Annotated in this window: 12 protein-coding genes and 1 pseudogene; 6 read left to right on the forward strand and 7 right to left on the reverse strand. The window is 71.5% G+C overall.

Features of this window, described 5'->3' with window-relative positions:
* Nucleotides 1-128: 128 nt before the first annotated feature.
* Both ACX27O_RS15570 and ACX27O_RS15575 read right to left on the reverse strand, forming a co-directional pair.
* Entirely contained in the window at nt 129-917 is a 789-nt protein-coding gene (locus ACX27O_RS15570; protein WP_358124792.1) for a class I SAM-dependent methyltransferase, read from the reverse strand.
* Between the two features lie 125 nt (nt 918-1,042).
* A complete protein-coding gene (locus ACX27O_RS15575; RefSeq protein WP_210862890.1) occupies nt 1,043-1,810 on the reverse strand; it encodes an SDR family oxidoreductase in 768 nt (255 codons plus the stop codon).
* Nucleotides 1,811-2,016: 206 nt separating this feature from the next.
* On the opposite strand from ACX27O_RS15575, the gene mshA reads away from it, so the two are divergent.
* A complete protein-coding gene (gene mshA / locus ACX27O_RS15580) occupies nt 2,017-3,381 on the forward strand; it encodes a D-inositol-3-phosphate glycosyltransferase (RefSeq protein WP_458939671.1) in 1,365 nt (454 codons plus the stop codon).
* A 57-nt stretch (nt 3,382-3,438) separates the two neighbouring features.
* On the forward strand, nt 3,439-3,954 hold the full coding sequence (locus tag ACX27O_RS15585; RefSeq protein WP_030329687.1) for a type III secretion system chaperone family protein: 516 nt from the start codon (nt 3,439-3,441) through the stop codon (nt 3,952-3,954).
* Between the two features lie 295 nt (nt 3,955-4,249).
* Here the strand turns inward: ACX27O_RS15585 and ACX27O_RS15590 are convergent, their stop codons facing one another.
* Complete coding sequence (locus ACX27O_RS15590) at nt 4,250-5,134, reverse strand: hypothetical protein (RefSeq protein ID WP_458939760.1); 885 nt, start codon at nt 5,132-5,134, stop codon at nt 4,250-4,252.
* On the opposite strand from ACX27O_RS15590, the pseudogene ACX27O_RS15595 reads away from it, so the two are divergent.
* Nucleotides 5,046-5,441, forward strand: a pseudogene (locus tag ACX27O_RS15595) (hypothetical protein); the annotation flags it as partial. The gene ACX27O_RS15590 and the pseudogene ACX27O_RS15595 overlap by 89 nt on opposite strands.
* A 364-nt stretch (nt 5,442-5,805) precedes the next feature.
* Here ACX27O_RS15595 and ACX27O_RS15600 read toward each other — a convergent pair.
* Together ACX27O_RS15600 and ACX27O_RS15605 are read right to left on the reverse strand one after the other, a co-directional pair.
* The gene (locus tag ACX27O_RS15600; protein ID WP_030329689.1) at nt 5,806-7,101 is read right to left on the reverse strand and encodes an MFS transporter; all 1,296 of its coding nucleotides are present in this window, start codon (nt 7,099-7,101) and stop codon (nt 5,806-5,808) included.
* A 74-nt stretch (nt 7,102-7,175) separates the two neighbouring features.
* Nucleotides 7,176-8,450, reverse strand: a complete 1,275-nt coding sequence (locus ACX27O_RS15605; protein WP_030329690.1) for an MDR family MFS transporter — start codon at nt 8,448-8,450, stop codon at nt 7,176-7,178.
* Between the two features lie 152 nt (nt 8,451-8,602).
* On the opposite strand from ACX27O_RS15605, the gene ACX27O_RS15610 reads away from it, so the two are divergent.
* Nucleotides 8,603-9,370, forward strand: coding sequence for a phosphoglyceromutase (locus tag ACX27O_RS15610; protein WP_030329691.1), 768 nt, complete (start codon nt 8,603-8,605; stop codon nt 9,368-9,370).
* Between the two features lie 64 nt (nt 9,371-9,434).
* Here ACX27O_RS15610 and phoU read toward each other — a convergent pair whose 3' ends face one another.
* Entirely contained in the window at nt 9,435-10,088 is a 654-nt protein-coding gene (phoU, locus tag ACX27O_RS15615; protein WP_030329692.1) for a phosphate signaling complex protein PhoU, read from the reverse strand.
* 204 nt (nt 10,089-10,292) lie between these two features.
* Here phoU and ACX27O_RS15620 point away from each other — a divergent pair, with 204 nt between their 5' ends.
* Both ACX27O_RS15620 and ACX27O_RS15625 read left to right on the forward strand, forming a co-directional pair.
* Nucleotides 10,293-11,576 (forward strand): sensor histidine kinase, encoded by a 1,284-nt coding sequence (locus ACX27O_RS15620; RefSeq protein ID WP_030329694.1) that lies wholly within the window; start codon nt 10,293-10,295, stop codon nt 11,574-11,576.
* Nucleotides 11,577-11,600: 24 nt separating this feature from the next.
* Nucleotides 11,601-12,284: a response regulator transcription factor gene (locus ACX27O_RS15625; protein ID WP_030329696.1), complete on the forward strand. Its 684-nt coding sequence runs from the start codon at nt 11,601-11,603 to the stop codon at nt 12,282-12,284.
* A gap of 508 nt (nt 12,285-12,792) precedes the next feature.
* Here the strand turns inward: ACX27O_RS15625 and ACX27O_RS15630 are convergent.
* Entirely contained in the window at nt 12,793-13,590 is a 798-nt protein-coding gene (locus tag ACX27O_RS15630) for a hypothetical protein (protein WP_030329698.1), read from the reverse strand.
* Nucleotides 13,591-13,631: the final 41 nt, after the last annotated feature.

Raw genomic sequence — 13,631 nt, forward strand, 5'->3', positions numbered from 1 at the left:
CACCCCCCACCCCCCACCCCCCACCCCGCGATCTTGCAGTTTCTGCGGCGACATTAAGGATGCCGAAGGGCAAATCGCCAACCAAAAGTGCAAGATCGGCGGGTGGCGGGGTGGGGCGGGGGTGAGGGCTAGGGGAGGGGCCAGGGGAGGGTCAGCTCGCCCTGACGCCAGCGGGTGCTGTTGTCGAGGACGGGCCAGCCCGTTTCCCGCAGGCGGGTCACCGCTCGCAGCCAGCGTTGGCGGGGGCCGAAGGTGGCGTACGGGGCGGCGGCCTGCCAGGCGTCGTCCAGGGCGCGGATCAGCGCGTGCACCGGCTCACCGGGCACGTTGCGGTGGATCAACGCCTTGGGCAGCCGCTCGGCCAGCTCGGCGGGGCTGCCCAGCGTGGTGAGCTTCGCGGCCAGGGTCAGCGTCCGTGGGCCGTCGGCGTCGATCAGCAGCCAGCTGGCGAGCCGCCCCAACTCGTCACACGTGCCCTCGACGAGCACTCCACCGGGGGCGAGCGCGGCGGTCATCGTCCGCCAGGCTTCGGCCACCTCGCTCTCGTCGTACTGTCGCAGCACGTTGAACGCGCGGACCAGCACCGGCCGGAGCCCGGCCAGCTCGAAACCGCCCCGGGCGAACGTCAGCCCGGGTGGATCGGCGGCCGGTGCCGCGGCTGCCACCCGGGCCGCGTCGATCTCCAACCCGACCAGCCGGACGTCCGGGCGCACCCCGGCCGCCAGCCGAGCGCGCAGCTCCACGGCGGTCACCGGGGTGGCGCCGTAACCGAGGTCGACCACCAGCGGGTCGTCCGCCGCCAGCAGCCGGTCGGCGCAGGTGGCGACGATCCAGTTGTCCACCCGGCGGAGCCGGTTCGGGTTCGTCGTGCCGCGCGTGACCACCCCGACCGGTCGCCGCCGCGCTGTAGGGCTCATGTCGACCTCAGGGCCAATCTCCGTTCGCGGCTGTGGGCTCGCAAACCCGGCTCAGTCCTCGCGCTTCACTGCGTGGTCTCCGTTCGCGGCTGCGGGGCTCGCAAACCCGGCTCACTCCTCGCGCTTCACTGGCCCACTCGGTGCACCTTGTGCTGGGCGGCCTGCGCCCGTGGCCGGACCACCAGCCGGTCGACGTTGACGTGCTCGGGGCGGGTGGCGCACCAGGCGATGCAGTCGGCGACGTCCTCGGCGACCAGTGGCCCCGGCACCCCGGCGTAGACGGCGGCTGCCCGTTCCGCGTCGCCCTCGAAGCGGACCAGCCCGAACTCGTCGGTCTTCACCATGCCCGGGTCGATCTCGATGACCCGCAGCGGCCGGCCACACAGCTCCAGGCGGAGCGTGCCGGCGATCGCGGTCTGCGCGTGCTTCGCGGCGGTGTAGCCGCCCCCGCCCTCGTACACGGTCAGGCCGGCGGTGGACGAGACCACCACGATGGTGCCGGAACCGGAGGCTTCCAGCGCCGGCAGCAGCGCCTGGGTGACCCGCAGGGTGCCGAGCACGTTCACGTCGTACATCCACTGCCAGTCGGCGACCGAGCCGGACTCCACCGGGTCCAGCCCGCGCGCCCCGCCAGCGTTGTTGACCAGGAGGGTGACCGGCCCGGGTGCCTGCGCGGCGGCCTCGGCCAGCCGGGCCACCGACTCGTCCGAGGTGACGTCGCAGGTCACCGCGGTGGCCTGCCCGCCGGCGGCGGTGATCTCGGCGACCAGGTCGGTGAGCCGTTCGGCGCGGCGGGCGGCGGCGAGCACGTGGAATCCCTCGGCGGCGAGCCGGCGGGCGGTGGCCGCGCCGATCCCGCTGGACGCTCCCGTGACGATGGCGACTGAGGTCATCCCGACATTGTCACAGTGGGCGTGCCACCGGCCCCGACCGGGCGTGCGGCAGGCATCGGCGGGCGTCCGCGTGATGAGGTCCGTCACCCCGGGGGGCCGCGCCCGGGAATTTCCGGAGGCCGATGGGGAAGATGGCACCGCGCGTACAGGTTGACCGAGAAGCGCCGGTCGTGCGAGACGGCATCAACCGTGACGAAGGAGCGGATGTGGCGGAAATGCACACCGGTGTCGGACGTCAGCGAGGTGCCCAGCCGTGGCCCCGGCCTCGCCGCATCGCCACCCTGTCGGTACACACCTCGCCCCTGCACCAACCCGGCACGGGTGACGCCGGCGGCATGAACGTCTACATCCTCGAAGTCGCCCGGCGTCTCGCCGAGGCCAACGTGGAGGTGGAGATCTTCACCCGGGCCACCTCCGGTGACCTTCCCCCGGTGGTCGAGATGGCACCCGGGGTGCAGGTCCGGCACATCACCTCCGGCCCCCTGGAAGGGCTCACCAAGGAGGAGTTGCCCGGTCAGCTCTGCGCCTTCACCGCCGGTGTGCTGCGCGCGGAGGCATCCCGCCCGCCCGGCCACTACGACCTGATCCACTCGCACTACTGGCTCTCCGGCCAGGTCGGCTGGCTGGCCAAGGAGCGTTGGGGTGTGCCGCTGGTGCACACCGCGCACACCCTCGCCAAGGTCAAGAACGCCCAGCTCGCGGCCGGTGACCGCCCAGAGCCCAAGGCCCGGGTCATCGGCGAGGAGCAGGTCGTCGCCGAGGCCGACCGGCTGGTCGCCAACACCCGGGTCGAGGCCAGCGACCTGCTCGACCGCTACGACGCCGACCCGACCCGGGTTGCCGTCGTGCAACCGGGCGTCGACCTGCACAGGTTCCGGCCCGCGTCGGGCGATCGGTCCGCGGCCGCCCGCAAGGCCCGTCGTCGGCTGGGGCTCCCGGTCGACGGGTACGTGGTCGCCTTCGTCGGCCGGATCCAGCCGCTCAAGGCCCCCGACGTGTTGATCCGCGCGGTGGCTGCCCTGCGGGAGCGCGATCCGGCAGTGGCCGACCAGGTGACAGTGGTGATCTGTGGTGGGCCCAGCGGCAGTGGGCTGGACCGGCCGACCGCCCTGATCGAGTTGGCAGCCAAGCTGGGGGTCACCGACGGGGTGCGGTTCCTGCCACCGCTCACCGGCGACGACCTTCCCGCCCTGTACCGGGCGGCGGATCTGGTCGCGGTCCCGTCGCACAACGAATCGTTCGGGCTGGTCGCCCTGGAGGCGCAGGCCTGCGGTACGCCGGTGCTGGCCGCCGCCGTCGGCGGGCTGGTCACCGCCGTACGGAACCAGGTCAGCGGGGTGCTGATCGACGGGCACGACCCCGTCGACTGGGCGCGTGCGCTGGGCAGCCTGCTGCCGAACCGGGCCCTCCGGTCGGTGCTGGCCCGAGGTGCCGAGCAGCACGCCCGGCATTTCTCCTGGGACCGTACGGTCGCGGGTCTGCTCGGGGTCTACGGCGAGGCGATCGCCGCGCACCGTGCCCGGCTCGCTGCCGACCTGGCATGCGACCCGGCGCTCTCCTGCTCCTGGTGACCGGGGGCGTCGGTCGCCACCCGGTGCGCGGGCCGGGTCGGTCGTAGAGTGGGTCCGGTGAGCCCGAAGAGCGATCTTGCGACCCTGATCGAGTCGGTCTGTGCCGAGCGTGACCTGGCCTGGGAGTCGACCGGCCCCAACTCGTACGCGGTGACGCTGCCGGGCACCCACAAGCTCAAGACGGTCTGCAACCTGATCGTCGGCGAGCACGCGCTGCGGATCGAGGCGTTCGTGATGCGTCAGCCGGACGAGCGCCGCGAGGAGTTGTGGGCCTGGCTGTTGCAGCGCAACGCCCGGATGTACGGCGTCTCCTTTTCCACCGACGCGGTCGGCGACGTGTACCTGACCGGTCGGGTCAACCCGGCCGGCGTGGACGCCGACGAGTTGGATCGGCTGCTCGGCGCTGTCCTCACGTACGCCGACGAGTCGTTCGACACGATGCTGGAGATCGGCTTCGGCAGTTCGATCCGGCGCGAGTACGAGTGGCGGGTCAAGCGGGGCGAGTCGACAGCCAACCTGGCCGCCTTCGCGCACCTCTTCGAGCCCTCCGGCGCCGGCCCCGACCCAACCTGACCCGGGCGCCCGCGTGCCCCGGGCGCCCGCGTGCCCGCGCGCCCCACGCCCGGCGCGCCCGGCGCGCCCCGCGCCGCCCGCGCTGCGCCCGGCGGGCACCCCTGCAAGATCGTGCTGGAACCAGGAAGTAGTGGTGTCGTTGACGCCGCGATGCCACTCGATCCTGGATCGAGCACGATCATGGCGAACTGTCGGTGGTTCGGAGTGCTCCTGACGGGTATGCCGCACCGCGCGGTGCGGCAAGGGACCCCCGCGCGCCGATGACGGAGTGCCAAGGAGCGGAGCGTCCCATGGCTCAGCGGAACAGCTCAGGTCGCGGCGCGACTGCGACCAGGACAAAGCGACAGGCCGGCAACCAGACGCCGGGTACGCCAGGAGTCTCCGAGTCGGAGATCTCCCGGATGCGGGTGGACGACATCCGCGGGCAGCTGCGCAAACGCGGGGTCTCCGGGATCTCCGCACTGCGCAAGCCCGACCTGGTGAAACAGCTGGTGCGCTCGATGCGCGCCGGCGCGGGTCGGAGCAGCACCGGCCCGTCGGGCCGGGCCACCGGCACCCGGGCGTCTGCCGGTCGCGCCGCCACCACCAAGAAGTCGGCGGCCAGGCCGGCATCGAGCCGGGCGAAGGCCGCGCCGGCGAACAAGAGCGCGCCCGCGAAGCGGGCCGCCGCAACGAAGGCGACCGCCGCGCGGAAGTCGACGGCGGCCGCGAAGAGGGCACCGGCGAAGAAGGCGACCGCGAGGAAGACGACGACGGCGGCGACGTCGACCGCCGCGCGTAAGACCGCGACCGCGAGCAGGACGACCGCCGCCCGTAAGACCGCGGCGGCCCGCAAGACCGCGGCAGCGCGGAAGACCACGGCGGCCCGTAAGACAGCGACGGCGCGTACGGCGCCCGCGCGGAAGGCGCCGGCGAAAAAGGCACCGGCGCGGCCGGCGGCGAAGCGTGCGGCGCCGGCCAAGAGCGCGGCGGCGAAGCGTGCGGCGCCGGCCAAGAGCGCGACCAAGCGCACGGCAGCGGCCAAGAGCACGGCGGCCAAGCGCACGGCGCCGGCCAGGAGCACGGCGGCCAAGCGCACGTTCACGCAGTCGACCGGTGGCGGCACGGCGGCCGGCGGGATTCGGACCGGACGGGGTACGGGTCGGTCGGTCCGCAGTTCGCAGGTGATCTCGTCGACCATGGACCGGCCGGAGCGGCCGGGGCGGAGTCTGATCACGGCGAACCACGAGGTGATCAAGCGCTGGGCCCGGGATCGCGGGGCGAAGCCGGCGACCATCGCCGGCACGGAGCGGGATGGTCGGGCGGGGGTGTTGACCTTCAACATTCCCGGATACCGGGAAAGCAGCCGGATCCGCGAGATCACCTGGGATGAGTGGTTCTACACCTTTGACCTGCGGCGGCTGAACCTGATTTATCAGGAACAGTTGCGAGACGGCCGGCAGAGCAACTTCTTCCGGACCGAGTCACCCGATCGGGAAGACGGTTGAGGTGTTTGCGGGAATGGCCGGCGGGTAACCGGCTGTTGCCAACGGACGAGGCCGGAGCAGCGGATACTCGTCAGTTGTGACCGGCGAGACAGCCGTTCTGGGTTGAATCCAGAATCCGGGCGAACTAGCTTTATTGCACCGCGCCACGTTTGGAAACGTTCGGGGGAGCGGCGGATCGATCAGATCCGCGCACCAGACGAGGCGCGAGGGGACGGGTGGAATAACCGTTGGGGGACGGTTCCCACCTGTTTGGACCGGCGGCGTGAGCGGGCGATGCTTACGGGGGTGAGTGTTGCCCGCCGCCGCCGGCCCCGCCGGCGGGCGCCCACCACGACCTCAGGGACGTGGTGGGCGCTTTGCGTCGTTATCCGGTCGGTACGCGGTCTGCGGCGTTCTTTGGTTCCGGGTCGGTGACCCGGCGCAGGGCGGCCACGTGCCGTTCCCGGGGTGGTCCGGCGAGCAGGTGCCCGAGCGCTGCCAGCAGGCCCAGTCCACCCACGATCAGCCAGTGCCGGTCGCCGAGGTGCTGAAGGCTCACCCCGCCGAGGGTGGGCGCGACGAACGCCGCGGCCGGGAAGGTCAGGTAGAAGACCGACTGGTAGCGCGCCCGTAGCTGTGGTGGTGCCAGGTCGGCGTTGATCTGCGCGTTGGGCGGGGCGGCGAGCATCGAACCGACCGTCCAGATCACCGCGGCACCCAGGTAAATGGCCAGTTCGTCGGCGATGGCGAGCGCCCCGAAGCCGAGCGCGAGCAGCGCGGTGGAGGCGGCCAGCACGACGTCCTTGCGGTGCCGGTCGATCAGTCGGGGCACGAACAGTTGCCCGACCACGATCAGCGCGCCGCCGAGCGCCACCACCAGCCCGTACGCCGATGGCCCCAGGCCGTCCGCGCGCATCGCCAGCGGCATGATCGTCGACGTCTGCATGGTGAGTACGGCCAGCACGAAGGTGAGCCCGACGAAGACCAGGAAGGTGCGGTCGGTGAGCGCGGTGTGCAGTCCCGGTCGACGGACCCGGACGGACCTCGGTGCCGCGCGGGTGGCGGGCGGAAGGCCGGCCACCGGCTGGGCCAGTCGCAGGGTTTCCGGCACCTTCCAGGCGATCACGGCGGCGGCGGTGAGGGTGGCACCCGCGTCGACCAGGAACAGCGCCGTGAAGCTCGCCTCGGCCAGGATGCCGGCGAGCAGCGAGGCGACCGCCATGCCCAGGTTGAACGCCCAGAACTGGAGGTTGAACGCGCGCGAGCGGCGCTCGGCGGGCACCACGTCGACGATCGCGGCGACGAACGCGGGACTGGGCATCGAGTGGACCACGCCGATCAGCGCGGAGAGCACCGCGATCAGCAGCAGTGGCCGGGTGAAGGCGAGCGCCACCATCAGACCGACAGTGGCCAGGTGCGCGGCGAGCAGGGTTGCCCGGCGTCCCCAGCGGTCGGCGAGCACCCCGCCGAACAGGACGCCGGCCGCCCCACCGGCCCCGTACGCGCCGACCACGGTGCCGGCCAGGCCTTCGCTCGCGCCGCGTACGTCGGTGAGGTAGAGCGACAGGAACAGCATGGCGAACGCGCCGGCCCGGTTGATCAGCAGGCCGGCCCAGAGGTACCAGAAGGTGGCGGGGAGCCCGCCTGCGGTGTCGTCCCACCAGCGCCGCAGGGCGTGCACCAGACCTCCCGACAGTTCAGACTGTTAACTGTTTCCACTGCACAGTAGGAAGTCCGGCCCGGACGCGCCAGCCGTTAAGCCTCGGCGGGCTGCGGCGCCCGGGTCGCGGTGGCCGGCGCCAGTGCCTCGCCGGAACGGCGCAGCGCGGTTGCCCGCCGCTCCCGGGCCGGGCCCGACACCAGGTGGGCGACAGCGGTCAGGAGGCCGAGCGCGGCGCAGCCGTACCAGAGCGTGTCGTTGCCGGCATGCTCGCGGACCAGGCCACCGAGGATCGGCGCGCTGGCCCCGGCGATCTGCCACGAGAGGGAGAACACGCCCTGGTAGCGCCCGCGTAGCTCGGCCGGGGAGAGTTCGGCGATCAGCGTGGAGTTGGAGGGCGAGTTCAGCATCTCGCCGACCGTCCAGATCAGCACTGTCAGCCCGTAGAACCAGGGGGTGCCGGCGAAGGCGGTCAGCCCGAACCCCACACCCATCACCACCGAGGCCAGCGCGAGCACGTGCGAGCGGCTCCGACCCCGGATCAGTCGGGGTACGAAGAGTTGGCCGACCACGATGAGGATGCCGTTGAGCGCGATCACCGAGCCGTAGGTGGCCGGGCTCAGACCGTCGTCGCCCATCGCGATCGGCAGCATCGAGATGTGCTGGAGGAACACCAGCGCGGCGAACAGGTTGAGCGCCACGAAGCCGAGGTAGACCCGGTCGGTGAGAATCGTGCGCAGGGCACCGCGCGGGGCGGCCCTCGTGGCGGTGGCGGGGCCGACCTGGCGGGTCTCCGGCACCTTGCTGAAGATGATCAGCGCGGTGATCAGCATGGTGGCCGCGTCGACCACGAACAGCAACAGGTAGTTGGCCTGCGCGGCGAGACCGGCGAGGACGGCGGCGCAGGCGAAGCCCAGGTTGATCGCCCAGTAGTTGAGCGAGAAGGCGCGCAGTCGGTCCTTCGCCGGCACCACGTCGATCATCATCGCCCCGAACGCGGGCCGGGCCGCCTCGGCGAACATGCCGAGCAGCAGCGCGCCCAGCGCCACCGCCCAGAGGTCCCGGGCCAGTCCGAGCGCGAGCATCATGGCCGCCGCGCCCACGTGCGCGGTGAGCAGCGTCGGTCGGCGGCCCCACCGGTCCGCGAGGGTGCCGCCGGCGGTGGTGCCGAACGCCCCACCGACGCCCCAGAGGCCGATCACCAGCCCGGCCTGGGAGGCCGAGAAGCCACGTTCCTGGGTCAGGTAGATCGCGAGGAAGACGAGGACGAACGAGCCGAGCCGGTTGATCAGGGTGCCCGACCACAGGTACCAGAAGGTGGTCGGTAGGCCGCCGGTGGTGTCCCGGAACCAACTCCGCATCGTCCGCATATGGCGCCCCGCTTGCAAGTAATGACCGATGTGACTGTTGCGCCTTACAACCCTAGTGGCGGGCGGATCTGCTGGTCACCCGCTTTTTCACGTGGTGGTCGTCACGACGGCTGCCCGCGTGTCCCCGCAGCGGTTGAGGCAGGATGATCCGCATGACTGCGAGCGAAGGGCCCACCATCGGGACGCTGGTCCTGCTGCGACACGGTGAGAGCGACTGGAATGCCAAGAACCTCTTCACCGGTTGGGTGGACGTCGACCTGACCGAGAAGGGCGAGGGTGAGGCGCGGCGCGGCGGCGAGCTGCTGCGCGAGCACAGCCTCCTGCCCGACGTCGTGCACACCAGCGTGATGCGTCGTGCGATCCGCACCGCCGAGCTGGCGCTCAACGCCGCCGACCGGCACTGGATCGCGGTGCGCCGGTCGTGGCGGCTCAATGAGCGGCACTACGGCGCCCTGCAGGGCAAGAACAAGAAGCAGACCCTCGACGAGTACGGCGAGGAGCAGTTCATGCTCTGGCGCCGGTCGTACGACACGCCGCCGCCGCCGATCGACGACAACGACGAGTGGTCGCAGGTGGGTGACCCTCGCTACGCGCTGCTGCCGACCGAGCTGATGCCGCGCACCGAGTGCCTCAAGGACGTCGTCGAGCGGATGCTGCCGTACTGGTACGACTCGATCGTGCCGGACATCCTGGCCGGCCGGACGGTGCTGGTGGCAGCGCACGGCAACTCGCTGCGTGCCCTCGTCAAGCACCTCGACCAGATCTCCGACGAGGCGATCGCGAAGCTGAACATCCCGACGGGCATCCCGCTGCGCTACGACCTCGACCCGCAGCTGCGCCCGCTGACCCTGGGCGGCACCTACCTCGACCCGACCGCCGCCAAGGCGGCGGCCGCGGCGGTGGCCAACCAGGGGCGCTGAGCTACCAGAAGGGGCCCCTCGTTCATCGCGCAGAGCGATGGCGAGGGGCCCCCTTTCCGGTGCGTCAGTTGCCGCTGGGCGTGCTCTCCCCGGTGATCAGGTAGATCACGTGCTCGCCGGCGTTGACAGCGTGGTCGGCGAAGCGCTCGTAGAAGCGGCCCAGCAGGGTGGCGTCGATGGCCGTCTCCACCCCGTACGGCCAGTCGTCACCGAGCAGCACCGCGAACAGGTTCTTGTGCAGCTCGTCCATGGCGTCGTCGTCGCGGTCCAACTCACCGGCGAGGTCGGCGTCGGGCTTCGCCAGCACCGAACCGATCTTCACGGCCATCCGGTCGGCGATCTCGGACATCTCGGTGAAGACCGTCCGCAGCTCGGCCGGGACGGCCGGGGAGGGGTGCCGGCGCAGCGCGGTCTTCGCCACGTGCTCGGCCAGGTCGCCCATCCGCTCCAGATCGGCGGCCACGTGCAGCGCGGTGATCATCGCCCGGAGGTCGGAGGCGACCGGTGCCTGTCGGGCGAGCAGGTCGCAGACCCGCTCCTCGACGTGCCGGTAGAGGTCGTCGATCTCGGCGTCCCGCTCGATGACCGTCTCGGCGGCCTGCCGGTCGGCGGTGAGCAGGGCCCGGGTGGCCTGGCGCATGGCGGCGCGGACGCCCTCCGCCATGTCCACCAGCAGTTGGCTGACGATCTGGAGGTCGGCCCGGAACTCGTCGCGCATCATCACGTCCTGTGGTCGGTCGCCGCCGACGGGTGCCGGCGCAGGGGTTTGAGCAGGTGCGACGCCAACGGTAGGGCGCGCGGACGGACCCCGGATGAACCACGGTGAACGACGCCAGACGTGGGGGTGAACAGTTGTGTAAGTGAGGGTGTTTCGTCCCGTTCTGTGTGGTAGCCAGGTTAACAATGACCCTACGATCGCCGGGTGGAGTGGGCAGTGGCGGTCGTGGTGGTCGTGGCGTTGGTGGCCGGGATGGTCGCCGGTCTGCTGCTGCCCCGGTTCCTGCCGAGGCGGGACGACCGCTCCGCGTCGACGGGGAGCGTCAGCTTCCGCTGGAACAGGGGGAGGCCCGCGATAGCCGACGAGCAGCAGGCCGGGCTCGGCCGCCGGACGATCGACTCGCTCCGGGCCGGTGTCGTGGTACTGGACAACGACGACGTCCCCGTGTTGATCAACCCGGCCGCCCGCGCGATGGGGTTGCTGCGGACCGGCAGCACCCCCGGCTCGATCGCCGCGCACCCACTGATCCGTACCCTCGCCGGCCAGGTGCGACGCACCGGCGTGCGGCGCGAGATCGAGCTGGACCTGCCCCGGGGTCGCGACAGCGCGGGGGAGAACCCGCTCGGCGTGCACCTGCGGGCGATGGGCCTCGGCAACGGCTTCATCGCGGTCGAGGCGGTCGACGTGACCGAGTCGCACCGGCTGACCCGGGTACGACGTGACTTCGTGGCCAACGTGAGCCACGAGCTGAAGACCCCGATCGGGGCCCTGCAACTGCTCGCCGAGGCGTTGCTGGACGCCACCGAGCCGGCCGACGCCGCGGCCTCCGACCTTCCCGAGGACCTGGTGGCCGCCCGCCGGTTCGCCGAGCGGATCCAGCACGAGTCGACCCGTCTCGGCCGGCTGGTGCAGGAGTTGCTGGAACTGACCCGGTTGCAGGGCGCTGAGCCGCAGCCGCCACCGGAGCCGGTCGCGCTGGACTGGGTGATCGCCGAGGTGGTCGACCGGACCCGCACCACAGCCTCCGCCCGAGGGGTCACGGTGGCCGTGGACGGTGAGCGTGGTCTCACCGCGTACGGCAGCGACTCCCAACTCGCCACGGCGGTGGCGAACCTGGTGGAGAACGCCATCAACTACTCGGGTGAGGACACCACTGTCCGGGTCACCCTGCGGGGCGACGACGAGCACGTCGAGGTCGCCGTCGCCGACCAGGGCATCGGTATCGCCCCCACCGACGTCGACCGGATCTTCGAACGGTTCTACCGGGCCGACCAGGCCCGCTCGCGTGCCACCGGCGGCACCGGGCTCGGCCTGGCGATCGTGAAACACATTGCGAGCAACCATGGCGGACGGGTCGAGGTGTCGAGCACTCTTGGTGGTGGATCGACGTTCACCCTCCGGCTGCCCGCCAGTCCACCGGATGACCTCCTGGCGACACTGCCGCCGGTTGGGATCGAGTCCGGTCCGACTGGGCTACGGCAGGTCTGACAGCAAATGGAAAGGAAATCCCCGTTGAGCCGCGTTCTCGTGGTCGAGGACGAGGAGTCGTTCTCCGACGCCTTGTCGTACATGCTCCGTAAGGAGGGCTTTGAGGTTTCGGTCGCCGCGACCGGCACCGACGCTCTCACCGAGTTCGACCGGACCGGCGCCGACATCGTGCTGCTCGACCTGATGTTGCCCGAGATGTCGGGCACCGAGGTCTGCCGGCAGTTGCGGCAGCGCTCTGCCGTGCCGATCATCATGGTCACCGCCCGGGACAGCGAGATCGACAAGGTGGTCGGGCTGGAGATCGGTGCCGACGACTACGTGACGAAGCCGTACTCGCCTCGGGAACTGGTCGCCCGGATCCGGGCGGTGCTGCGCCGGCAGAGCCCGGAGGTGGCGGAGGCGGGTGCGCCGACGCTGGCCGCCGGCCCGGTGCGGATGGACATCGAACGGCACGTGGTGACCGTCGACGGCGGTGCGGTGCAGCTGCCGCTGAAGGAGTTCGAACTGCTGGAGCTGCTGCTGCGCAACGCCGGCCGGGTGCTCACCCGAGGCCAGCTCATCGACCGGGTCTGGGGTGCCGACTACGTCGGTGACACCAAGACGCTCGACGTGCACGTCAAGCGGCTGCGCTCGAAGATCGAGCCGGAGCCGTCCGCGCCGCGATTCATCGTGACCGTCCGGGGTCTGGGCTACAAGTTCGAGCCGTGATCGGCGTACCCGAAGGGGGCCCGCGCTCGACGCGGGCCCCCTTCGGCCTGTTTGCGCCTGCTCAGCGAGCCAGTTTCGGGGGCCCAGCCACCTGTGCCCGGGGATGCGAGTCCGGTGGTGGGGTCCTTTGGAGCTGATGTCACAAACGAGTCATCCGCCGACGCCGGCCGGGCCGACGCCGGCCGGGCCGACGCCGGCCGGGCCGACGCCGGCCGGGCCGACGCCGGCCGGGCCGACGCCGGCCGGGCCGACGCCGGCCGGGCCGACGCCGGCCGGGCCGACGCCGGCCGGGCCGATGTCGTAAACGAGTCAGCTCCAAAGGCTTCGCATCCGATATCCCTGGCTCCCCCGCTACGGGCGTTGTGGCATCGCTCTTCAGGCGGGCGGGCGAGCAGTGTGGCGAGGCGTCCGATGATCTCGTTCGCGCCGCCGCGGAGGCCCGTGGCGTCGCTGTGCCGGGCCGTCGTCAGGCGGAGGCGTCGCAGCCAGGTGAACCGTACCGAGACCGCTAGATCTCGTCGGCGGGGTGCGGGGCGATCATGCCCTGCCTCGTCCTGGTCGCGCACAGCTCGGCCAGCCGCTCGTACGCGGCAGCGCCGATCAGAGCGGTCAGCTCCGGCCCGTACGACAGGTACATGGGCTCGGCGCCGACGTGCGCGTCCGTCGAGGACGTGCACCACCAGTCCAGGTCGTGCCCGCCGGCTCCCCAGCCCCGCCGGTCGAACTCGGACAGCGTGGAGACCAGCACCTTGCTGTTGTCCGGTCGCTTCACCCAGTCCTGGTCACGGCGGATCGGCAGCTGCCAACAGACGTCCGGCTTGTACTCCAACGGGTGCACCCCGTCGCGCAGCGCCTGCGCGTGCAGCGCGCAACCGCCCCCGCCGGCGAAGTCGGCGTCGTTGAGGAAGACGCACGGACCGTCGGCGCCCTGGGTGGCGGTGCGGCGGGCCGGGTTCTTGCCGTCGATGGTGTCCTCGTCGGTCCAGTTCTTGAACCCGCGCCGGAAGTGCTGCCAGGTCGACGGGGTGAGCCGCCGGACGGCGTTGCGGACCCGCTTCTCGTCGTCCGAGTCGGTGAAGAACGCGCCGTGTGAGCAGCAACCGTCCGCGGCTCGGCCGGCGATGATGCCGTGGCAGCCCTTGCCGAAGATGCAGGTCCAGCGGGAGAGCAACCAGGTCAGGTCGGCCCGGATCAGGTGCGTCTCGTCGGCGGGGTCGGTGAACTCGATCCACTCCCGAGGGAAGTCCAGGGGCACCTCACGGCTACGCGGGTCACCCGGGTCGTCCACCAGCACACGGAGCTCCATCGTCACTCGGCCCAGCGTACGCGCGGTGCCGTCCGCAGGTC

Source organism: Micromonospora sp. SD19 (assembly GCF_054462275.1).

Coding starts and splice junctions, on each gene's coding strand:
- ACX27O_RS15630 (WP_030329698.1), bottom strand. CDS start 13,590: ATGGAGCTCCGTGTGCTGGTGGACGACCCGGGTGACCCGCGTAGCCGT.
- ACX27O_RS15570 (WP_358124792.1), bottom strand. CDS start 917: ATGAGCCCTACAGCGCGGCGGCGACCGGTCGGGGTGGTCACGCGCGGC.
- ACX27O_RS15575 (WP_210862890.1), bottom strand. CDS start 1,810: ATGACCTCAGTCGCCATCGTCACGGGAGCGTCCAGCGGGATCGGCGCG.
- ACX27O_RS15610 (WP_030329691.1), top strand. CDS start 8,603: ATGACTGCGAGCGAAGGGCCCACCATCGGGACGCTGGTCCTGCTGCGA.
- phoU (WP_030329692.1), bottom strand. CDS start 10,088: ATGCGCGACGAGTTCCGGGCCGACCTCCAGATCGTCAGCCAACTGCTG.
- ACX27O_RS15605 (WP_030329690.1), bottom strand. CDS start 8,450: ATGCGGACGATGCGGAGTTGGTTCCGGGACACCACCGGCGGCCTACCG.
- ACX27O_RS15590 (WP_458939760.1), bottom strand. CDS start 5,134: ATGGTCGACGAGATCACCTGCGAACTGCGGACCGACCGACCCGTACCC.